Raw genomic sequence first — 21,505 nt, 5'->3', positions numbered from 1 at the left:
TAAATGATCTGAGTTGTCAAAGTAGAAAGGTCAAAGGGTAATAATGTAATAAGTAATTTAGTATTAAATAGCAGTATTACTATTCCGTTATATACCAATGGAGATGAAGGGGGGTATCTAGCGAGGTAATTATTTAAAAAAGGGTGGAGCTAGAGTGCGGAGACATAAATAAGTGCTATTTGTTTTAAATATAAAAAAGCGACTACTTTATCAAGTGGCCGCTTTTTTATAATAAGATTTTTGTAGAATACAGTTGAAAGGCTTATTGATAAACCTATTATGTCTTTGACGTCGTCTAATTTTGTTTTTTATTTGGTTATTCCTGGAGGATATTTCTCCATAATCTTAGATACGAATTCTACAATGCGCTCTTCTTTTTTCTCGACGTTTTTAGAGAGGTAGCCAGTACCTTGGCCTTGCCAAACTAATTCTTTTTTATTGGCATCAATTAAATCAACAAATAAGACACCTTGAGTCGATGTTGATATATTTGGTTGCGAATTCCAACCCCATCCCCAGCGTGGTCCGCCCCAACCCCAAGCTCCAGCGCCCCAAGAGTTGTTGTACACATCTACACGTTGATTAGATTTTGTAAAAATACTAACCAGTACATCGGGATTTTCAGATTTAGTAAAGCCTTTAGCTAATAGTTCCGATTCGATAGCGCGTAAGATTCTGCGTTTATCCAAATCACTAATCTCAGCTTTGTCAATTCCTGATTTAAAAAAAGCAAAAGTTTTGTAATTGTCAAAGTTTACAGCTTTGTCATAATCTGCAGCTACTTTAACAGAGCTGCATGATGTTAGTGCAAGTACCACTAACACAATCGGTAAAAATTTAATAATTTTTTTCATAGCGTTATTGTTTTAAAGTGAGTTCAATAAATCATCATCGACTAGATTAGGTAATGTTACTTTTAAATTAGGCTCGGCATCCATTGCGCGTTTTATAGCAAAAATAGCCTCGTCATTTCTAGCCCAGCTTCGTCTAGAAATACCATTATTAACATCCCAAAATAGCATTTGTTTTAATCGTTTTGATGCTTCTATACTACCATCAAGAACCATACCAAATCCGCCATTAATAACTTCTCCCCAACCAACGCCACCACCATTATGGATACTTACCCAAGTCGCCCCTCTAAAACTATCACCAATAACGTTTTGTATTGCCATATCTGCTGTAAATCTTGAGCCATCATAAATATTAGAGGTCTCACGATAGGGGCTATCCGTTCCAGATACATCATGATGATCACGCCCCAGTATTATAGTATCAATCTCACCATTCTTAATAGCTTGGTTAAATGCTTCTGCTATTTTCATGCGCCCTTCAGCATCTGCATATAATATTCTAGCCTGAGAGCCTACAACTAATTTGTTATCTTGTGCACCTTTAATCCATTGGATATTATCAGCCATCTGCTGTTGGATTTCTTCTGGCGAATGTTTCTTTATTTCTTCTAAAACATTACAAGCGATTTGGTCTGTTTTTGCTAAATCCTCTGGTTTTCCTGAGGCGCAAACCCATCTAAAAGGCCCAAAACCATAATCAAAACACATAGGTCCCATAATATCTTGCACATAGCTAGGATATCTAAAGTCAATACCATTTTCAGCCATTATATCGGCACCAGCTCGAGAGGCTTCTAATAAAAAGGCATTACCATAATCAAAGAAGTAAGTTCCTTTTGCCGTATGTTTATTTATTGCAGTAGCATGTCTGCGTAAGGTGAGTTGAACTTTTTCTTTAAATAACTCAGGGGAATTAGCCATCATTAGATTGGCTTCATCAAAAGTTATACCGACTGGATAATATCCTCCAGCCCAAGGATTATGTAATGATGTTTGATCACTACCTATGTCTATATGTATATTAGCTTGATCAAATGCTTCCCATACATCAACTATGTTTCCTAAGTAAGCAATAGAAACAGTTTCTTTTTCGGCTTTAGCCTTAGTAACACGCAGGGCTAATTGTTCTAGGTCTGTAATCTTCTCATCAATCCAACCTTGATCTAGTCGGACTTGTGTGATTTTAGGGTTGACTTCTGCGCAAACTGTAATACAACCAGCAATATTTCCAGCTTTAGGTTGTGCGCCAGACATACCTCCTAAACCAGAGGTCACAAAAAGGTGTCCTTTAGGGTCTTTTTTTATTTTTCTAAAAGCGTTTAAAACGGTAATTGTAGTACCATGCACAATTCCTTGCGGGCCGATATACATATAACTACCAGCTGTCATTTGACCATATTGTGTTACTCCTAATGCATTAAATTTTTCCCAATCATCAGGTTTGGAATAGTTAGGTATCATCATTCCGTTTGTAACCACAACTCTTGGTGCGTCTTTATGGGAAGGGAATACACCCATTGGATGTCCAGAATACATGGTTAATGTTTGCTCGTCATTCATCTCTGCCAAATACTTCATAGTTAATAAGTATTGTGCCCAATTAGAAAACACACCACCATTTCCACCATAGGTAATCAACTCGTGTGGGTGTTGTGCAACAGCATAATCTAAGTTGTTTTGTATCATTAACATGATAGCAGCAGCTTGTTTTGATTGAGCAGGATATTCAGAAATTGGTCTAGCATAAATCTTGTAGTCAGGTCTAAAACGGTACATGTAAATACGTCCGTAAGTTTCTAGTTCTGTTTTAAATTCAGGTAATAATATACCATGATGTTTTTTGTCAAAATAACGCAGCGCATTTTTTAGAGCTAATTTTGTTTCCGCGTCACTTAAAATGGCTTTCCGTTTTGGAGCATGGTTAATGGAAGCGTCAAAAGGTTTTGGTTCTGGTAATTGGTTTGGGATACCTTCTAGTATTTGATCTTTAAATGTCATAACGTCTATTGACTTTAATTTTTTTTAATTGAGTTTGTTTTGGCATTAAATCCATAAGGACAATGTCTGCAACCACTTTCGCAACAATAGCCTCTTTTTAAATGGTATTGCTCTGTAAAACAGCGATAACCTTCAGGTGTTAAGTAGTAATCGCCGTCTTCTATAGGAATTATCTTCTTCATATCACAAAGATAGCGTAAATTGGAATATATTTTGAGAGGTATCAATTATGATAATAGTGTCCAAGTATTTAGTGCCCAAAGGTTATACTGGTATGACCGTGTTTCCGTTTATCTTTTTAAAAAATAAAGCTCTAAAACAGAGTGAAACACTTATTAATCATGAAAGAATTCATCTTAGACAGCAACTGGAAATGCTAATACTTCCATTTTATATTTGGTATGGAATAGCGTTCTTAATTAATCTTGTGAAATATAAAAACGGGTTCTTGGCCTATAAGAATATTAGTTTCGAACGAGAAGCATATTGTAACGATGCTAATTTAGACTATCTAAAATCAAGACCATTTATGCGATTTTTAAAGTATCTTAGCAAGCATGAAATTTAAGCCTGAACTTAGTGTAAACCAAAACATAGAACTCCCTTTTAAGAGTTCGGTTTCATTACACCTAAAACGAGAAGATTTAATCCATCCCATTATTTCTGGAAATAAGTATAGAAAGTTAAAGTATAATATCGCTTTCGCGGAACAACATAATCATGATACTTTATTGACATTTGGTGGTGCATTTTCTAATCATATTGCGGCCACAGCAGAGGCTGGCCGTGTTTTTGGATTTAAAACAATAGGGATTATAAGAGGAGAGGAATTAAGAGATAAGATTTCGGACAACCCTACGCTAAAGTTTGCGCAATCTTGCGGAATGACTTTTAAGTTTATTAGTAGAGAACTGTTTAGATTAAAAGGAACACAATCCATTCTAGATAAATTGAAAAGGGAATTTGGTGATTTTTATCAAATACCGGAAGGTGGGACTAATGATTTGGCTATAAAAGGATGCGAAGAGATTTTAACTAAAGCAGACGATCATTTTGATTATATCTGTTCTTCTGTGGGGACGGGTGGTACCTTAGCGGGATTAATCAATAGTTCCGGAATTAATCAGCAAGTTTTAGGTTTTTCGGCTTTAAAAGGCGACTTTTTAAAAGAAGATATTAGTAAATTTGCAAAACAGAAAAACTGGCAATTAATAACCGATTATCATTTTGGTGGATACGCTAAAATAAATACAGACTTGGTGTCGTTTATTAATACATTTAAAAAACAACACAACATCGCTTTAGACCCAGTGTATACCGGGAAAATGATGTTTGGAATTTTTGAGCTAATACAATCAGGTTTTTTTAAACCAGATTCAAAAATTTTAATGATTCATACTGGTGGTTTACAAGGTATAGTTGGTATGAATAAAAGGCTAAAACAAAAACAGCAACAATTAATTTTATAGTAAATGAAAAAAATAATTACCATTCTTTGTTTAACATTGTTAATTGTTAGTTGTGGATCTTCAAAAAAGGTAACAACAAAAAAAGGAAAGCAAAGAACCGTTAAGGTAGATCGAAAGAAAAAAGTAACAGAGAAGGAAAAGCCAGTTGCTATTGTAGAAGATGACGTTAGAAAAGAAACACCTGAAGTCTATGCTAACAAGACTGAAGAGTATATAGCGGTATTTAGTGATATTGCTAAAGATGAAATGATTAAATATAGAGTACCCGCAAGTATTACTTTAGCGCAAGGTATTTTGGAATCTGGCTCTGGACAAGGACGTTTATCTGTAGAAGCAAATAATCACTTTGGTATTAAGTGCCATAATTGGGAAGGTGCTAAAATTTATCATGATGATGATGCATCACAAGAATGTTTCCGTAAATATAAAAATGCAAAATACTCGTTTAGAGACCATTCTTTATTTTTAGCAGAACGTAAACGGTATTCAAAATTATTTGACTTAGAAAAGGACGATTATCAGGGTTGGGCAAAAGGATTAAGAGCTGCTGGTTATGCAACCGATAGAAAATACCCGAATAAATTAATTAGCTTAATAGAACGTTACCAGTTGTATCGTTTTGATGCAGATGTTTTAGGTAAAGAAATAGCGACTAACGATAAGCATTCAGTTATAAAAGGGGACACGTTGTATTCAATCTCTAAAAGATATAATATTTCTGTTACCGAATTAAAAGAATTAAATAGTTTAGAAGACAATAATTTGTTCATAGGACAGATTTTATTTGTAAAACCAATTCCAAAAGATTATTAAGGTTTATGATTTATAAACGAAGTAGTGCTTTGTTTGCAGAAGCAGAGAAAGTAATTCCTGGAGGTGTAAACTCTCCAGTCCGTGCATTTAAAGCAGTAGGTGGAACGCCTATTTTTGTAAAAGAAGCTAAAGGGGCTTATTTGTATGACGAAGATGGTAACCAATTAATAGATTATATCGCTTCTTGGGGGCCAATGATTTTAGGTCATGCGCATAAACCAGTGGTTGATGCAGTTATTGATAAAGCTAAAAAAGGGACCTCTTTTGGTATGCCAACTGAAATTGAAACCAAAATTGCGGAGTTAGCGGTATCTATGGTGCCTAATATTGATAAGATTCGTTTTGTTAATTCAGGTACAGAAGCTTGTATGAGTGCTGTCAGATTAGCACGAGGCTTTACTAATAAGGATAAGATTATAAAATTTGCTGGTTGTTATCATGGGCATTCAGATTCGTTTTTAATACAAGCGGGTAGTGGTGCAGTAACTTTTGGATCACCAAATAGTCCAGGAGTAACTCAAGGTACCGCTAAGGATACATTATTGGCTAAGTATAATGATTTAGCAAATGTTGAAGCTTTAATTGAAGCGAATAAAAACGAAATAGCTTGTATTATAATTGAGCCAGTGGCTGGTAATATGGGGTGTATTCCTCCAAAAGCAGGTTTTTTAGAAGGGTTAAGACAATTGTGTGATGCTAATAATATTTTATTGGTATTTGATGAGGTTATGACCGGATTTAGATTAGCTAAAGGTGGAGCGCAAGAATTATTAGGTATTAAAGCAGATATTGTGTGTTTTGGTAAAGTAATAGGAGGTGGTTTGCCTGTAGGTGCTTTTGCAGCTAAGGCTGAAATCATGAATCATTTAGCACCCTTAGGACCAGTATATCAAGCAGGAACATTAAGTGGTAATCCATTAGCTATGGCTGCAGGATTGGCAATGTTAGAAGCGTTAAATACAGGTGATGTGTTTTCAAGTTTAGCTAAGAAAACAGAATACCTACATAAAGGTATTGCTGAGGTTTTAGAACGATTAAACGTAACGCATACTATAAACAGATTAGGATCTATGATGTCTGTCCACTTTAGTGAAGGTCAGGTTGTGGATTTTGAAACGTCTGCTAAAGGAAATAACGAAACATTTAAAACTTTTTTCCATGGGATGCTTAATCAAGGTGTTTATTTGGCGCCAAGTGCTTTTGAAAGTTGGTTTTTAAATGATGCGCTATCATATGACGATTTAGATAAAACGATTGCAGCTTGTGAAGCTGTCTTTAGTTAATAGAAAATATTAGACATTAAAAAAGCCGATTATAAATTTATAATCGGCTTTTTTTTATATGTACTAAGACTAAATTATTCTGTTTGAGAATTACCTGATAATTCTAAATACTTAGTGTATTGTTCGTCATTAAGTACTTCATTCATTTGTGAAGATAAACGATCGTTGATTTTCTTTTCTAATGCGCTATATTCACTTGTACCTGACTCTAATGAATTGTTTAGTGTTTCTGATTTTGCATAAAATTCTTGAAATGCAGGATACATTAATTCTTGAGTAGGTTTGTTCGCTTTTAAAGCTTTACCAAGCTCAACCGTTTTTGTTAGTGCTGCAGTAGTGACTTCTGCACTAAATTTTTGTTGTGCGCTAGCAGTGTTAGTTGCTAAAAATAAACCAAATACAAAAAGACAAAGCGTAATTATTTTTTTCATTGTGTAAGAGTTAATTAATTATACTTTCAAAGTAACACTTTTAGTTTAATAATCGCAAATAAAAAAGACGCTGAATAGATAATCAGCGTCTTTTTTCCTTAAAATGTAAATATTTCTTAATTATTCATCAGTTTCAGTACTATTTTTCTCACCTTTTCCGTGTTTTCTTTCGCCTTTTTTATTATGCTTACGTCCATGGTTTCTTTTCATTTCTGATTTTTCCCACTTTTCATATTGGTCAGCATTTAAGATATCCTTCATTTGCTTTTTAGTTGCTATTTGTGCATCTAATTTAGCATTCATTCTTTTAAGTTTTTCTTCTTTACTTGGTTTTGCTTTTTCAGAGTCGTCTTTTTTGTCGGCATGCTTTTTAAAGTGCTCCTTTCTTTGCTTTGCATTTTCTAAATTTAAAGCCATAACTTTTGTTTGTTGTGCTTCTGTTAAATCTAAATGCAAAGTCATTTTTTTAGTTTTTAACTCTGCCATTTCTTTTGGTTCAAGTTTCATGCGTTTTTCCATACGTTCTTTTTTGTTTTCTTGACGTTTTTCGCTACTGTTATCTTGTGCATTTGCTTGAAATGTAATTAAAGCTAATGCTAGTATTGCTAATTTTTTCATTTGTATCTTATTTTAAATTGTTATACTTCTAAGACCAGCTATTTTCTAAAAGGTTTAATAAGTGCTTGTTTTTTAGCTTTTAATTAACATTGGTTTTCGCCATTTCTACAAGTTCTAAAGTGGTGGTGTATAGCGGTTTGTTTTCCATTTTGCTTTTTAACCAAGCGTAGAAACTCATAACAAAAATGTCTTCTTGTTGGGCGTCAACCCAAATAAAAGCACTTTCTATTCTAGCCTTAAATGTTGTAGTCGTTACAATATTTGGGTCTTTAAAGTATAACTCGACAAAGCTTAAATACGTGATAACTCGATTTTGATTAATTTGTTTTAAATAGGAGTAGTATTGTCGTTTAAAACTACGTAGTCTAGAGTCTACTAAATCGATGTTCTCTAATTCTATTTGTATTATAATGTCTATTAAGTTTTTTTTAATAACCCATTCTTTTCCTGCTTTAGTTTCGTAATAAGCATCGGTATGATAAAAAGTAGCCATAACTTGATTTGCTTTTTTGTAGGCGTCATGTTGTACATGGGTCATGATTAAGCATAAGTGGATGTCTAACTGGTTTTCTATATCTTGATGTTTTAGTTTAGTGCTTTTTTCTAGTAAGGCAATAGCTTCTGTTTGTTGGTTCGTGTAATTAAATGTCAAACCTTTTAATAGGTTGTGTTTTAATATAAAGGTATTGTAGTGCTTTTTTTGATTACTCTTTAATTGTGTTTCCATTGCATTCAAGTACAACGAAGCTTCGTCAAATTTTTTGTTCCTAAATAAAGTATTGGCAATCATATATAGTATCTGAATGTGATAATAAGTTTGTTTCTCTCGGTTTTTGTATGATTTTAGAGTGGTATAATGTTTTAGTAAAAAGGATTCTATTTTATAATAGTCATTGGTTACAAAAGCGGATAAGCTAACAATACTTATAATTTGATATATTGCTTTAAATGTAATGGCATTTTCTAGATTTATATTATGCTCTTCCAGAGTATTGTTTAATAATGTTTCTAGATCTAAGACAGCACCTTTATAGTTTATGTTGTTTAATGTTTGTCTGATTTTAGCATAGACAATGTTTAGCTGATCTTCTATATAAGCATTATGTTGATTACTTTTAAAAGCAGTAATGTAATATTCTAGTTTATCTTGTGGTTGTGAGTAGGAATATTGAATTTTGGTGTGATAAATTTCATTCAAAATAGAAAATAAAGCATGTTCTATTGCTATTGCTTCAGCTTTCGATAATAATTTATAGGCTGTTTTGTATTGTTTTTTAGTAAGGCAGGCTCTAGCAGTGATTAGTAGTTTTATTAATTGCATTTCTACAGTACTCTCGTCTGCCAGATGTTTGTTGGCTATAAAATCTATAACAGATTGATATAAACGTTTTCTTAAGGCATGATACGCTCCTTTTTTCTGACTACCATAAAGCATATTACAAATGGTATATGTGTCCATGTCTTTATCTTGAAGTAACTTGTAGAGTTGTACGTTTTTGGTATCGCTTCTTTTGTTCTTTTTTTCTAGAAATGTTATAAACTGTTGTTGTTCTTCATTAGAAAATGTTGAAATTAAGCTATTTAAATCAGTCATTTAATCGTCATTATTTAGTTAAAAATAACCTTTTATATTGGGTTAATTCTATTTTTATTCTAAAATATATCGTCAGTTTTATTTTAAATCTGTTTTTATAGAACTCTCTGCCTGTTGCATCTTTGTCCTATAATCAACAAATCAAAATATCATGAAAACATTTTTTAAAGCAACACTTATCGTTTTATTTTTTAGCGTATTACTAGCTAACAGAATGGAGATTCAAGATTATTTAATAGACAGCTATCAATCTTATGTAGCAGATTTAAGTAATCATACAGGAAGTAAGGTGAGTTATTTAGGTGTCTAAAACAAATTAGCTTTATCCGTCTTATCAGTTTATAGACATTATGTCTTACACTTTATTTTATATAATAATTATCAAAAACAAAAATAGTATGGATTATCAAACAACAGTTTCAATTAATGAAGACCAAAAGTCTAAAAAGTTTAAAAAAAAGGTAGCAACATATAATACAAAACCCACGCCGGCATTTGTAGGAGCATCTTGGGCAGCTTTATGTCTTGGTATGGTTTCTTATTGCATTGGATTATGGAATGCAAATATGGTTCTAAATGAAAAAGGGTATTATTTTACAATCTTACTGTTTGGATTATTCTCTGTAATATCTGTACAGAAATCCGTGAGAGATAAGCTTGAAAATATACCAGTAACTGAAATTTATTACGGCATAAGTTGGTTTACTTCTGTTGCAGCAATCGCGTTATTAGTTATTGGATTGTGGAACGCAGATTTAGTACTTAGCGAAAAAGGGTTTTATGGAATGTCATTTACCTTAAGTCTTTTTGCTGCTATTGCGGTGCAAAAAAACACGCGTGATATTGCCTTTTTAGCAAATGAGAAAGCAGACAATGTTTAATGTTTTGTTTTGATGATTGGTTAATGTGATGATTAACCTAAAGCCTCGTGACCTGTGTTACGAGGTTTTTAACTAAAACTAATTAAAACCATTAAAAATGAGCACAAAATTTGTAAAGACATTACCAGAATTACTAAAAAATCAGATAATATCTGAAGACACTGCATTACGGATAGAGCGCTACTTTGAATCTAAAGAAGCCAAAGCACCTAATAGGTTATTTCTACTGTTTGCTGTTTTGGGATCTCTATTAATAGGGTCCGGAATAATATTACTATTTGCCCATAATTGGGAATATTTGCCTAAGATGGTCATAACAGTATTGGCTTTTATCCCTTTGGTAATTGGACAATTGCTAGTTGGTTTTTCGATATTTAAAAAGAAGAGTCAAACGTGGAAAGAAGCATCAGGTGTCTTTCTGTTTTTTGGGGTAGGAGCTGCAATTGCTTTAGTTGGCCAAATTTATAATGTACCGGGCAATTTAGAAGACTATTTATTAACTTGGATTTTACTTTGCTTACCATTAGTTTATTTGCTGAAATCAAAAGTGTTGGCAATACTGCACCTGGTTTTTGCAACTTATTATGCTTGTTTAGTCGGGTATTTTGATAACGGGCAGATACCTTGGTTGTATTTGGTTATGCTAGTTGGTGTACTTCCTTTTTATTATAATGTCATAAAAAACGAGTCAGCTTCTAACGGGTTTTCTTTCCTTAATTGGTTATTTCCATTAAGTTTGACCATTACATTTGCGGCTTTTTTAGAGGTTTCAAGCAGTATTTTGTATCTGGTTTTTATATTGTTTTTTGGGTTGCTTTACAATATTGGGCAATTACCTTATTTAAAATTTCTAAAACTAAGAAAAAACGGTTACTTAGCAATTGGATCTCTTGGTGTAGTTGTTACACTTCTTTTAGCGTCTTTTCATAGATATTGGTCGGGAGACTTTAATTATGAGTATTACAGTGTATCAAGTTTTTACGTTCCAATACTTTTGATCACGCTTACAATAGCAACCCTAGTCTATAGTCATATAAAAGATAGCTTAAAACCATTTAACTTGTTTAGATATGTATTTGTGTTATACTTAATTGTTTTTATAATTAGTAGTTATTATGCAATTGCAGGACTAGTGTTAATTAACTTCCTAATACTTGCTTTAGGTATTGCGACAGTAAAAACGGGAGTGGATAAATGTCACTTCGGAATCTTAAACTATGGATTGTTAATTATTACAGGTTTAATAAGTTTTAGGTTTTTTGATACAAATATGAGCTTTGTTATTCGTGGCTTATTATTCATAACTATAGGAGTCGGTTTCTTTAGTACAAACTACGTCATGCTTAAAAAGCAGAAATCAAATCAAAATAAATCTTTAAACAATTAAGATGAAAACAATATATATATTTATACTTTTCGTGGTTTTGGCTTTAATTCAATTAAGTGTGCCAACTGCCATGGTTTTTAAAAACCAATCTGTTTTAAATTCGGGAACAGCTTATAAATTTAAAACGCGTCCCATTGATCCAACAGATCCTTTTAGAGGGAAATACATTACTTTGTCTTTTGATATGAATAAAGCTGTAACTGCAGATACATTATGGGAAAATAACAGTGCTATTTATGTCTATCTAAAAACGGATAACTTAGGTTATGCTGCAATAAAATCGGTAAGCCCGTTTAGAACAAATACTGATGACGATTTTGTGATAGCTAAAACTTATGGGTATTACCAAAAGAGTAAGATTATTCAGTTTAGGCTACCTTTTGATAGGTTTTATATGGAGGAAAGTAAAGCTTATCCAGCTGAAATGGCTTATAGAAAAGCGAGTAGACAGGGTTTGGTAAATAATACGTATGGTTTGGTTTATGTTAAAAATGGACAGTCCGTATTAGAGGATGTTTTTATTAACGATGTGCCAATAGGAACTTATGTGGAGATGCAAAAAGCAGCTGATTAAATAGTGTTTTACTCAATTTTTAAGGTTTTTATCCTTTAAAAGTAGCTTGTAATCGAATTTCAAATAACATTAAGAGTTTTCAATTGGTAAATAGTTCTTAGTGTACTAATTTTATTACAAGATAATTTAGAGCACAGATCTATGACATTTTTAAGTTTGATGATATTTTTAATTTTAGCACTAGTAATTGTAGTGATTATAAGAAGTCTTGGCGTGCTGTCTAAAATTAAAGCGTCAAGACAAATGGGCGTAAAGCTGTCTAATAGAAATTGGTACTATAAATTTTTGTCTAAAAATTTTCTAAAGAATTTACCCTCATAAATAGACGTTAGAACAAAAAAAAGGAACTACAGTTATGTCGTTCCTTTTTTTGATTATACCAATTTGGTTACCTGTATCAGTTAAACAACTTCTACAAATAGCCCATCGTCAGTTTTGTTTACTTTGGCAACGCCTATTTTGGTTAAACCTTTTATAGTTTTATCCCATTTTTTATTACTTAATCCAGATTGCTCTTTAAGTGCGTTCAATTCTATTGGGCTAGTCGTTTTTAATAAAGCAAGTACTGCTTTTTCTTCCTCATTCATTGGTGCTGCTTTCTTTTCAGGTCGCATTTGAGGGAAAAATAATACTTCTTGTATAGATTGATTGTTCGTTAAAAACATAATTAACCTATCCATTCCAATTCCCATTCCAGATGTTGGAGGCATACCGTACTCTAAAGCACGTAAAAAGTCTTCATCTATAAATTCTGTCGCTTCATCATCACCTTTAGCAGCCAATTTTAATTGGTGCTCAAAACGTTGACGTTGGTCTATTGGATCATTAAGTTCAGAATAAGCATTTGCTATTTCTTTACCACAAACCATTAGTTCAAAACGTTCTGTTAATTCAGGGTTTTCTCTGTGTTCTTTACATAATGGACTCATTTCTTTTGGATAGTCCGTAATAAATGTAGGTTGGATGTAATTACCTTCACATTTTTCACCAAAAATTTCATCAATCAGCTTTCCTTTTCCCATGGTTGCGTCTACGCTAATGCCCATGTCTTTTGCTGCTGTTCTGATCTCGTCTTCTGTTTTACCTGTGATATCAAATCCAGTAAAGTGCTTAATAGAGTCCGCCATAGTAACTCTTGCATAAGGCGCTTTAAAGTCTATTTTGTGTTCTCCAAAAGTAGCTTCAGATGTTCCATTTACGGCTATAGCACAATGTTCTAGAAGTTGTTCGCAAAAATCCATCATCCAATTGTAGTCTTTATAGGCTACATAAATTTCCATTGCTGTAAATTCAGGATTGTGTGTTCTGTCCATTCCTTCATTACGGAAGTTTTTAGAAAACTCATAAACACCATCAAAACCACCAACAATTAATCGTTTTAGATATAACTCATTAGCAATACGCATATATAATGGTATGTCTAAACTGTTATGGTGCGTAATAAAAGGACGTGCAGCTGCTCCACCAGGAATTGGTTGTAATATTGGTGTTTCTACTTCAAAATAACCGGAGTCATTAAAAAAGCTACGCATAGCATTAAATAACTTAGTGCGTTTTATAAAAACATCTTTAACGTGTGGGTTTACAGCTAAATCAGCATAACGTTGTCTGTAACGCATTTCTGGATCTGTAAACGCATCGTATGTTTTTCCGTCTTTTTGCTTAGGAATTGGTAATGGCTTTAAAGATTTACTTAGTAAAGAAAACCCTTTAACCAATATTGTTTTTTCTCCAACTTGTGTTGTAAACAATTCACCTTCAATACCAACAAAATCTCCTAGGTCTAATAATTTTTTAAAGACAACATTATATTGATCTTTATCTTCTCCAGGGCAAATTTCGTCTCTGTTAAAATATAACTGTATACGTCCTTCAGAATCTTGTAATTGTGCAAAAGACGCTTTTCCTTGAATGTTAATTGCCATCAATCTACCAGCAACAACTACCTGTTTGCCTTCTTTGAACTCCTGTTTAATCTGTTTAGAATTGTCAGAAACAGGATATAAATCTGCTGGATAAGGGTTGATACCTAACTCGCGTAATTTGGCAAGTTTTTCTCTACGTACGAGCTCTTGCTCAGATAATTGTGACATAGTTTTATTGTAAAAAAAAATTAAGGCACAAAGATAAGCGTTTGTAACAAAAAATAAGTGATAACATCAAATAAGTACACCATCAAACTATTAAATTTTTGAATAGATATATAAGGTGATTTTTGTGCTTTGGTATTTCATGACATAAAAGCGGTGTTTGTCTGGGTACTGCGCCAATCAAGGATTGTATTTCACAATCAATAACTACCTAGCTGTTATTTGTAATTTCAAGACGGGTAATAGTGAATAATCTTGAAAGATAAATTGTATCTTTGTGCTATTAATTTTGTTATGAATAAAACGATACAACTACAGGATTTAGGGACAAAAGACTTTAAAGAAACTTGGGATTACCAAGAGCAACTATTTAAAGGGATTTTAGACACTAAAATAAAGAATAGAAGAGAAGCGGCGGGTTTAGAAACAGAGAATTTCTTTCTGTTTGTGGAGCATCCTCATGTATATACTTTAGGGAAAAGCGGTGATGTGTCTAACTTGTTGTTAAATGAAGACCAGCTAAAAGCTAAAGGTGCTACATTTTATAAAATAAACAGAGGTGGAGATATTACATATCATGGTCCTGGTCAAATTGTAGGATATCCTATTTTAGATTTGGATAATTTTTTTACTGATATACATAAGTATTTACGTTTTTTAGAAGAAGTTATTATTTTAACCTTGGATGAATACGGTTTGAAAGCGACACGAAGCGAAGGCGAAACTGGTGTTTGGCTTGACGTTGGAACACCTTTTGCTCGTAAAATTTGTGCTATGGGTGTTAGAGCAAGTCGATGGGTGACTATGCACGGATTTGCACTTAACGTGAATGCTAACCTAGGGTATTTTGATAATATTATTCCTTGTGGAATTAGAGGTAAAGCAGTAAGTTCTTTAAACGTAGAACTGGGTGTTAAAGAAGTCGATGAAGCAGAAGTAAAAGCAAAAATATTAAAACATTTTAGTAAAATGTTTGAGGCTGAGTTTAAGCAATAACAATTACTATATACCCTAATTATGGTTTTGTCTTAAAACTAAACTTAAGGTATGTAGTTATCATTGTTAAGTGTTATGCTTCGGCATTAAAAAACACTTTATAATAGTGCATTTTTTTCTCTTCGTCATAACCGCGTTCTAAATATTCTTGCGCAGCATCTGGAGAATCTATATCTAATTTAATTTGGATGTTAGTATCCAATTTAATGTCAGTTTTAATTTTCTTCTTATCCTTCTTAACTACAGCTTCAGCAAGATCAAATTGATTTCTTAATAATATATTTTGTTCGCCTTCGTATTCTTTTTTAAAATCTTCAAATAACTGTATGTGATTCTCTTCAGTAAAGACTTCTTCTTTAAAACGTTCAACGTTTATAATCTCATTCTCCTTAAAGTAATCGATTGTTTTTGCTAAAAAGATATTACGTTCTTGTTCTCCAAAACTTGTTTTTAAAATCTCTGAAGAAAACTCACTGCACATATCTAAGTAGTTATGTGTGTGATTATTCATGTCATCAGCATATTTAATGTTTAGAAATCTATCTAACCAATATTGTGCATCATAACTGTTATTATCCACAGTCAAAATAATATTACCTTCCATGTCCGTTTGATTTAAAATCAAACACCCTTTATCAACTTTTTTGGACGAGATTCCTTTTTGAACTAAAACGTCATAACTACTATCTTCTAAAAAGGTTTGAAAGAAGTTTGTTTTGTTTTCAATTTTAAATATTCCAATAGCATTGGTAACCATTTCTTTGTATTCAATACCTTCAAAAACGGCAACCAAAACATCTCCAGTTTTTATTTGGGCAGAATTACTTTGTTCAAATAAATGCTTAACTATGTTTTTAGACATCTCGACAAAAGCATCATCGTCATTAAAAATCTGTTTACTGTAAGAGTTAATCTCGTTAAGCTCCACATTGGCGTGGTGATTAAATCGGTAACTCTGTACAACGCTTCCAAATGGCCTTAGTAAAAAAGGTAACATAAGCTCATAACTCTCTTCGTCAAAATGGACTTCTTTCTCAGAAAAAGCATTTTTGGTGTCGTTATGTTTGTTACCAACCTTGTGAATTATAAATTTTGAAATGGTAGCGAGTTTACGTGTAATCATCTTGAAAATTGGAGTTTATTTTGAGTTACAATGTTACTAAATAAAGCAGAAATAAAACACAAAAAAACCGAAGACTTTGCTTCGGTTTTTAATAATTATAGTTTTTAAATATTTAGTTTATTTTGTAAACAAGAATGGAATTACGTTCTCCTTTGGTCACAAATTCTAGTTTAGAGTCGTTGTCAATATTATCTAGATCAATGGCAGAGGTGCCATAAACAGGAAAGTTGTCTTGCAATTTGGCATTGCTATCATATAGTAAAACCTTTTGTGTTTGTCTATCTGTGGTAGAAATGTATATTTTGTCATTTATCAAAAACAATTTTGCAGGAGTATAACTTCCAAAATCTAGTTCTAGAGTATTGTCTTTAATATTTAAAAGGTTATTACTTTGAGAAAGCAACGTTTTAGTCGTAGATGTGATGGTGTTATTCTCAGATAGATTAGAAGCAGTAGTAGAAACGATCCCTTTTTGAGTAATTGTCGCTATTTTACCATCGGCTGTTGTTGTTATAAAATCTAAATTATAATTTGAAACGGGTTGATCTGAGAAAGTTAAATCTGTTTTAGGACTCACTCTTGTTTTTCCACGTCGGTCTAAAATGTATAATTGTGTGTCGGTTTTAAAAATAAGGTAATCTTTGTTTTTAATTCTAAGGTGTTGTGGTTGGGTGTTTAGTGCTTCTTTTGCTGCTTTGAAATTAAAACCTTTTACTTTTTTTCCTCTACCATCATATAATAATACATTTTTACCTTGAGTGACAAACAGACGGTAATTTTTTCTTTTATCATAATCAAAAACGGATAGCGGTTGTGTAATTTTATCAGAAAACGACATAGGAAAAGGTTTGACCTCATTCCCATTTCTGTCTAAAACATAAAGGCGTGTAGGCGTTACAAAAGCCAATTGTAAACGACCATTTTTATACATGTCAATTTGCTTAATTTCACCTAGTACTGGACCGTTTAATTGTTTTTTCCAAAGTATTTTACCGTCATTAGTAATTAAATATAACTTGTTGGTAATATCTTGTACAATGATATTTTGTTGTTTAACAAGATGACTTTTTACAAATTGCGGATTGTTAAGTACATCGTTGTCTAGTTTGATATTAAACAATTCAGTAATGGAATTGTCATAAACCTTAGTCTTGCTTTGTTTAATTATAGCATTAAAATGAGCAAAGTTGGTATCGTAAATAAATTGTAACGCAGATGATTTGTAATTATCAAAATTTAAATCGGAAGTAGTATTTAAATTGGTATTAACCAATTGTCTCAAACTTGTTGGATTTAGGACTTGTAATATAGAAGATTGACTGCTTAATCCTTTTTTGACCTCTTTATAGTATGAGCGGTCACTTAAAGTCGTTTGATTTTGAAAATTAACAATAATGTTTTCTAAGGTTTCAGTATTAGAAGCAAAAATTAAAAATTGATTGATAATACAATAGTTAGTGGCGCTTTTTAGTGTAACAAAGGGTTTTAATTCATCTAAAAACAAGGTCGGTTTAGAGAAATTGTAAATGCTTACGCCTCTAAAATTTTCTATTCTCTCCTGTTCGCTTAGTAGTGCTTCCTGAGTACCAATTAGGTCAATCGAGTTTAATACAACAGCACTTGTGGTGTCACTATAAATTTCACCAAATTCAATAATATTTTCAAATAAAGTATTGTTTACTGCTGTACTATCGACTTTGTTAAAGGTGTTTAGATTCTTTTTAAAAACGTTATAATCATTAAAAGTAATACTTAAAAAACCATCACTATTAGAAGGTGCGATTTGTGCTAACTGATTGTCTTGAGGGAGGGTATTTTTAAATACGTTAATTAAGCTAGTGCTATCTTTTGCTTTAGTAATTCCGCTTAATATCAAATTGTTTTGACTAACCTCAGTGTCAAAGGTTAGATATTCAGTAAAATTTTTAAAAGTAAGAGCTTCGTTTTTAAAAATAGATTTTAAGTTATTATTGTTCGTAAATAACGAAAACGAAGCCGTTTCATCCTGTGTTGCTATAATTTTTTTTATTGAAACATTTTCAGTGCTACTGCTAAACAAGTCTTCTAGATGAGAAGTGTTATTAGCGCCGACTAGAATATTGGCTTGTGTAGAAACATATATAGTTTGATTATCTATAGTTAATTTTTCTGCCGAAAGTCCTTTTAATTGTACAATTTCTCTTTTCGTTTTAAGACTGTCTAGAGTAAAAATAGAATCATTTAATTGGGTTGCAAAGCTGTACTGCAAACTGTCTTTTTTATCTTTAAATAGATTAATGTATATACGTTGCTGACTATTAATTTGATTTAAAAAATCAAGCTTCTTAGTAATATTATTATAACCTGTTGTGTTTGATAGTGCTTCAATAAAGTGATTGTTGCTCGTATTGCTTTTAAAGTTTTCTAGGTTATTTATAGTTAATATAAAATCCGAGTCACTATAGATAAAGTCTTCAATCGTGTTTTTTTTTGTCGAAGATTCACAAGAAAAAAGGAGTGTTATTAAAAGAAGACTATACCAAGCATGTTTCATAAAAAGTAGAATATTTAAGCAAAGATAATAAGTTACAATTCAATTTTCAATTGTTCTGGTAATAGTCTAAAGGATTTTCTGTGATATTTTGTGACACCATATTTTCTAATAGCCTCTCTGTGTTGTTTCGTCGGGTATCCTTTGTTTTGTTTCCAGTTGTACATCGGGAATTCTTCATGGATGATATTCATGTATTCGTCTCGATATGTTTTTGCTAAAACAGATGCTGCGGCAATGCTCATATATTTAGCATCTCCTTTAATAATAGTTTCAGACGGAATGTCTTTGTATGGTTTAAACTTGTTACCATCAACAATGATAAATTCAGGTGTTTTAGGCATAGCATCAATTGCTTTGTGCATGGCCAATATTGAAGCATTTAATATATTAATCTCGTCAATAGTGTCTTCATAAATATGACTAAAACCAAAGCAAAGTGCTTGTGTTTCTATAATAGGACGTAATAAATCACGTTTTTTCTCGCTTATTTGTTTCGAGTCATTTAATATGGCATTTTTAAAGTTGGGTTTCAAAATCACTGCAGCAGCAGTAACAGGACCAGCAAGGCAACCGCGACCTGCTTCATCTGTTCCACATTCTAATTTGTGTTTGGTATATTTTAATTTAAGCATTAAATAAAAATGAAGGTTTAACGTTATACTATAATTCAATTTTGTGCCTTTCTTAACAGAAAGCATAAAACCATAAAGATATTTGCTATTTTTGGCAAACATAAATGATTCAGCTTTAAATTAAAGGTATAAAATAGTCACCATTTAATGAAAAAAATAATTTTCACTTTCCTTTTATTCGCTTTTGTAGGTATAACGTATGCTCAAAAGCCTTCACTTAAAAAATCTTTTAATACAGATTCAGAGGTAGAAAGCAATTTGTCTTCATCACAAGATAGTACCAAGTCTAAACGGTCAAAAGCAAATAAAAACGAAAAACAAAAAACATTAATCTCAGAGTATTTGATAATTTCATCTACTAGAGACACAACTTATGTAGACACCACACTGACAATTAATAAGGAATATAAATACAATTACTTAAGACGAGATAATTTTGGACTTATGCCATTTGCTAATGTTGGACAAACGTATAATAGTCTAACCTATAGTTTTGAAAACACAAACCAGCTTCCTGGATTTGGGTCAAAGGCTAAACATTTTAATTATTTAAATGCGGATGATGTTAATTATTATCATGCACCAACACCACTAACAGAACTGTTTTTTAAAACAGCATTTACACAAGGGCAACAATTAGATGCTTTTTTTACAACAAATACATCAAGGCAATTTAATTTATCAATAGGTTATAAAGGGTTGCGATCATTAGGGTTTTATCAAAACACTTTGAGTAGTACAGGAAATTTGCGGATTACGTCTAGTTATAAGACCAAAAATAAACGTTACGTTTTAAATACACATTTTACTTCTCAAGACATTTTAAATGAAGAAAATGGTGGTTTAAAAGAAGATAATATTGCGTTTTTTGAATCTGGAGATGATGATTTTAAAGATAGAGGAGTATTAGAGGTTAATTTTGAGGATGCCGAAAGTCTATTATTAGGTAAGCGGTTTTATTTAAACCATAGCTACGATATTTTGCAACCAAAAGATTCTGTAAGTTCGAATAAAATTCAACTAGCACATATTATGACGCTGGAAGATAAAATTTACACCTACGATCAAACCACAGCTAACACGGATTATTTTGGAGATTCTTTTCAAACTAGTAATATTAAGGATAGAACAGAGCTAGAGCAATTTACCAACCAATTACAATTAAACTATAGTAATTCAATAATAGGTAACGTTCAATTTAATGCCACACATAATAATTATAACTATGGTTACGATAAAGTTGTAGTTTTAAATAACATTACAATCCCTAATAGGTTAAAAGGCGATATAGTATCTGTTGGTGCAAAATATAATAAACAATATAAAGGGTTTAACTTAAAAGGAGAAGCAGGTTTAAATGTGTCCGGCGATTTTGATGGGAATTATATTTCAGGGACAGCGTCATACCAGTTAAACGAAGATGTGAAGTTGTCTGCAAATATTAGGCATAAGTCGGTCGCACCAGATTTCAATACACTATTATTTCAAAGTAGTTACAAAAATTATAATTGGAGGAATCAATTTGATAACATAAAGACTCAAAAATTAGTGTTTAATGTGCAATCTGATAAGTATGCAAACCTAACATTAGACTTTAATACAATAAACGATTACGTTTATTTTGCAAAAAACGAAGATGATGGTGTTAAAGCTTTTCAAAACGCAAGTCCTATAACGTATTTAAAAGTTAAGCTTCAAAAGGAAATCAGGTATAAAAACTTCGCATTAGATAATACGATACTATATCAAAATGTAAAAGACGATTCAAATGTCTTAAATGTTCCGCAAATAGTAACCCGAAACACGTTATACTACTCAAACCATATATTTAAAAAAGCAATGTTTTTGCAAACAGGAGTAATATTCAATTATTTCTCAGCATATAACATGGATGGCTATGACCCGTTAATAGCGGAGTTCTATACTCAAAACGATCAAGAATTAGGGGCATTCCCAAGATTGGACTTCTTTGTTAATGCAAAAATTAGACAAACTAGAATATATCTAAAAGTAGAGCATTTTAATGCGCTATTTTCAGATCCTACATATTATTCAGCGCCAAATCAACCATTCCGTGATTTTACAATACGTTTTGGATTGGTGTGGAATTTCTTTTTGTAATATAATTAGCGCGTTACCCAAAGGGTTGAGCTATCACTACTCGCTTTTTTTTACAAATGTTATACCTATTATATAGTATAGTATCCAAAATAGGCAATGGTCATAGTA

At 32.1% G+C, this 21,505-nt stretch carries 19 protein-coding genes; 9 read left to right on the top strand and 10 right to left on the bottom strand.

Translation table 11 applies throughout. The annotated features are described in order from the left end of the window. Positions 1-308: 308 nt before the first annotated feature. Genes H0I26_RS00145 through H0I26_RS00135 form a run of 3 tightly spaced genes read right to left on the bottom strand, consistent with a single transcriptional unit; the run spans position 309 to position 3,034 of the window. The gene (locus H0I26_RS00145) at positions 309-854 is read right to left on the bottom strand and encodes a DUF4136 domain-containing protein (protein WP_218700502.1); all 546 of its coding nucleotides are present in this window, start codon (positions 852-854) and stop codon (positions 309-311) included. A 12-nt stretch (positions 855-866) separates the two neighbouring features. After that, entirely contained in the window at positions 867-2,852 is a 1,986-nt protein-coding gene (locus tag H0I26_RS00140) for a urocanate hydratase (protein WP_218700501.1), read from the bottom strand. A gap of 14 nt (positions 2,853-2,866) precedes the next feature. After that, a complete protein-coding gene (locus H0I26_RS00135; protein WP_198519990.1) occupies positions 2,867-3,034 on the bottom strand; it encodes a DUF5522 domain-containing protein in 168 nt (55 codons plus the stop codon). A gap of 375 nt (positions 3,035-3,409) precedes the next feature. On the opposite strand from H0I26_RS00135, the gene H0I26_RS00130 reads away from it, so the two are divergent. The 3 genes from H0I26_RS00130 to hemL are packed head-to-tail and all read left to right on the top strand — an operon-like array spanning position 3,410 to position 6,417. Continuing rightward, a complete protein-coding gene (locus H0I26_RS00130) occupies positions 3,410-4,321 on the top strand; it encodes a 1-aminocyclopropane-1-carboxylate deaminase/D-cysteine desulfhydrase (RefSeq protein ID WP_218700500.1) in 912 nt (303 codons plus the stop codon). 3 nt (positions 4,322-4,324) lie between these two features. Continuing rightward, positions 4,325-5,134, top strand: a complete 810-nt coding sequence (locus H0I26_RS00125) for a glucosaminidase domain-containing protein (protein ID WP_218700499.1) — start codon at positions 4,325-4,327, stop codon at positions 5,132-5,134. A gap of 5 nt (positions 5,135-5,139) precedes the next feature. Beyond that, complete coding sequence (gene hemL, locus H0I26_RS00120; RefSeq protein ID WP_218700498.1) at positions 5,140-6,417, top strand: glutamate-1-semialdehyde 2,1-aminomutase; 1,278 nt, start codon at positions 5,140-5,142, stop codon at positions 6,415-6,417. A 74-nt stretch (positions 6,418-6,491) separates the two neighbouring features. On the opposite strand, the gene H0I26_RS00115 is transcribed toward hemL, so the two are convergent. From H0I26_RS00115 to H0I26_RS00105, 3 genes are all read right to left on the bottom strand, one after another. Next, positions 6,492-6,848, bottom strand: coding sequence for a hypothetical protein (locus H0I26_RS00115; protein WP_218700497.1), 357 nt, complete (start codon positions 6,846-6,848; stop codon positions 6,492-6,494). A gap of 120 nt (positions 6,849-6,968) precedes the next feature. Continuing rightward, positions 6,969-7,466 (bottom strand): DUF4890 domain-containing protein, encoded by a 498-nt coding sequence (locus H0I26_RS00110; protein WP_218700496.1) that lies wholly within the window; start codon positions 7,464-7,466, stop codon positions 6,969-6,971. A 79-nt stretch (positions 7,467-7,545) separates the two neighbouring features. Then, a complete protein-coding gene (locus tag H0I26_RS00105) occupies positions 7,546-9,060 on the bottom strand; it encodes a tetratricopeptide repeat protein (RefSeq protein ID WP_218700495.1) in 1,515 nt (504 codons plus the stop codon). A 151-nt stretch (positions 9,061-9,211) separates the two neighbouring features. Between H0I26_RS00105 and H0I26_RS00100 the strand changes: the two genes are divergently transcribed. From H0I26_RS00100 to H0I26_RS00085, 4 genes are all read left to right on the top strand, one after another. Then, positions 9,212-9,370: a hypothetical protein gene (locus tag H0I26_RS00100; protein WP_157814051.1), complete on the top strand. Its 159-nt coding sequence runs from the start codon at positions 9,212-9,214 to the stop codon at positions 9,368-9,370. An 88-nt stretch (positions 9,371-9,458) separates the two neighbouring features. Next, positions 9,459-9,941 carry an inner membrane protein YiaA gene (gene yiaA, locus H0I26_RS00095; protein ID WP_218700494.1) on the top strand — a complete coding sequence of 161 codons (483 nt, stop codon included), beginning with the start codon at positions 9,459-9,461 and terminating at the stop codon, positions 9,939-9,941. 97 nt (positions 9,942-10,038) lie between these two features. Then, positions 10,039-11,328: a DUF2157 domain-containing protein gene (locus tag H0I26_RS00090; protein ID WP_218700493.1), complete on the top strand. Its 1,290-nt coding sequence runs from the start codon at positions 10,039-10,041 to the stop codon at positions 11,326-11,328. 1 nt (position 11,329) lies between these two features. Continuing rightward, positions 11,330-11,902 (top strand): GDYXXLXY domain-containing protein, encoded by a 573-nt coding sequence (locus tag H0I26_RS00085; protein WP_218700492.1) that lies wholly within the window; start codon positions 11,330-11,332, stop codon positions 11,900-11,902. 401 nt (positions 11,903-12,303) lie between these two features. On the opposite strand, the gene lysS is transcribed toward H0I26_RS00085, so the two are convergent. Next, the gene (lysS, locus tag H0I26_RS00080) at positions 12,304-13,995 is read right to left on the bottom strand and encodes a lysine--tRNA ligase (RefSeq protein WP_101015230.1); all 1,692 of its coding nucleotides are present in this window, start codon (positions 13,993-13,995) and stop codon (positions 12,304-12,306) included. Positions 13,996-14,286: 291 nt separating this feature from the next. Between lysS and lipB the strand changes: the two genes are divergently transcribed. Next, the gene (gene lipB, locus H0I26_RS00075) at positions 14,287-14,988 is read left to right on the top strand and encodes a lipoyl(octanoyl) transferase LipB (protein WP_218700491.1); all 702 of its coding nucleotides are present in this window, start codon (positions 14,287-14,289) and stop codon (positions 14,986-14,988) included. A 73-nt stretch (positions 14,989-15,061) separates the two neighbouring features. On the opposite strand, the gene H0I26_RS00070 is transcribed toward lipB, so the two are convergent. The 3 genes from H0I26_RS00070 to H0I26_RS00060 form a co-directional block, all read right to left on the bottom strand. Continuing rightward, the gene (locus tag H0I26_RS00070) at positions 15,062-16,111 is read right to left on the bottom strand and encodes a nucleoid-associated protein (protein WP_101015228.1); all 1,050 of its coding nucleotides are present in this window, start codon (positions 16,109-16,111) and stop codon (positions 15,062-15,064) included. A gap of 112 nt (positions 16,112-16,223) precedes the next feature. After that, complete coding sequence (locus tag H0I26_RS00065; protein ID WP_218700490.1) at positions 16,224-18,644, bottom strand: ribonuclease HII; 2,421 nt, start codon at positions 18,642-18,644, stop codon at positions 16,224-16,226. A 32-nt stretch (positions 18,645-18,676) separates the two neighbouring features. Next, on the bottom strand, positions 18,677-19,276 hold the full coding sequence (locus H0I26_RS00060; RefSeq protein WP_218700489.1) for a ribonuclease HII: 600 nt from the start codon (positions 19,274-19,276) through the stop codon (positions 18,677-18,679). A gap of 147 nt (positions 19,277-19,423) precedes the next feature. Between H0I26_RS00060 and H0I26_RS00055 the strand changes: the two genes are divergently transcribed. Then, positions 19,424-21,397 (top strand): putative porin, encoded by a 1,974-nt coding sequence (locus tag H0I26_RS00055; protein ID WP_218700488.1) that lies wholly within the window; start codon positions 19,424-19,426, stop codon positions 21,395-21,397. Positions 21,398-21,505: the final 108 nt, after the last annotated feature.

This window comes from Olleya sp. HaHaR_3_96 (assembly GCF_019278545.1).
Classification (GTDB): domain Bacteria; phylum Bacteroidota; class Bacteroidia; order Flavobacteriales; family Flavobacteriaceae; genus Olleya.
Note: the sequence above shows the minus strand (reverse complement) of the source record. Positions and strands in the feature narration are given on the sequence as shown.

Coding starts and splice junctions, on each gene's coding strand:
- lysS (WP_101015230.1), bottom strand. CDS start 13,995: ATGTCACAATTATCTGAGCAAGAGCTCGTACGTAGAGAAAAACTTGCC.
- H0I26_RS00130 (WP_218700500.1), top strand. CDS start 3,410: ATGAAATTTAAGCCTGAACTTAGTGTAAACCAAAACATAGAACTCCCT.
- H0I26_RS00125 (WP_218700499.1), top strand. CDS start 4,325: ATGAAAAAAATAATTACCATTCTTTGTTTAACATTGTTAATTGTTAGT.
- H0I26_RS00065 (WP_218700490.1), bottom strand. CDS start 18,644: ATGAAACATGCTTGGTATAGTCTTCTTTTAATAACACTCCTTTTTTCT.
- H0I26_RS00115 (WP_218700497.1), bottom strand. CDS start 6,848: ATGAAAAAAATAATTACGCTTTGTCTTTTTGTATTTGGTTTATTTTTA.
- H0I26_RS00090 (WP_218700493.1), top strand. CDS start 10,039: ATGAGCACAAAATTTGTAAAGACATTACCAGAATTACTAAAAAATCAG.
- hemL (WP_218700498.1), top strand. CDS start 5,140: ATGATTTATAAACGAAGTAGTGCTTTGTTTGCAGAAGCAGAGAAAGTA.
- H0I26_RS00055 (WP_218700488.1), top strand. CDS start 19,424: ATGAAAAAAATAATTTTCACTTTCCTTTTATTCGCTTTTGTAGGTATA.
- H0I26_RS00135 (WP_198519990.1), bottom strand. CDS start 3,034: ATGAAGAAGATAATTCCTATAGAAGACGGCGATTACTACTTAACACCT.
- H0I26_RS00085 (WP_218700492.1), top strand. CDS start 11,330: ATGAAAACAATATATATATTTATACTTTTCGTGGTTTTGGCTTTAATT.
- H0I26_RS00140 (WP_218700501.1), bottom strand. CDS start 2,852: ATGACATTTAAAGATCAAATACTAGAAGGTATCCCAAACCAATTACCA.
- yiaA (WP_218700494.1), top strand. CDS start 9,459: ATGGATTATCAAACAACAGTTTCAATTAATGAAGACCAAAAGTCTAAA.
- H0I26_RS00060 (WP_218700489.1), bottom strand. CDS start 19,276: ATGCTTAAATTAAAATATACCAAACACAAATTAGAATGTGGAACAGAT.
- H0I26_RS00110 (WP_218700496.1), bottom strand. CDS start 7,466: ATGAAAAAATTAGCAATACTAGCATTAGCTTTAATTACATTTCAAGCA.
- H0I26_RS00145 (WP_218700502.1), bottom strand. CDS start 854: ATGAAAAAAATTATTAAATTTTTACCGATTGTGTTAGTGGTACTTGCA.
- H0I26_RS00100 (WP_157814051.1), top strand. CDS start 9,212: ATGAAAACATTTTTTAAAGCAACACTTATCGTTTTATTTTTTAGCGTA.
- H0I26_RS00070 (WP_101015228.1), bottom strand. CDS start 16,111: ATGATTACACGTAAACTCGCTACCATTTCAAAATTTATAATTCACAAG.
- H0I26_RS00105 (WP_218700495.1), bottom strand. CDS start 9,060: ATGACTGATTTAAATAGCTTAATTTCAACATTTTCTAATGAAGAACAA.
- lipB (WP_218700491.1), top strand. CDS start 14,287: ATGAATAAAACGATACAACTACAGGATTTAGGGACAAAAGACTTTAAA.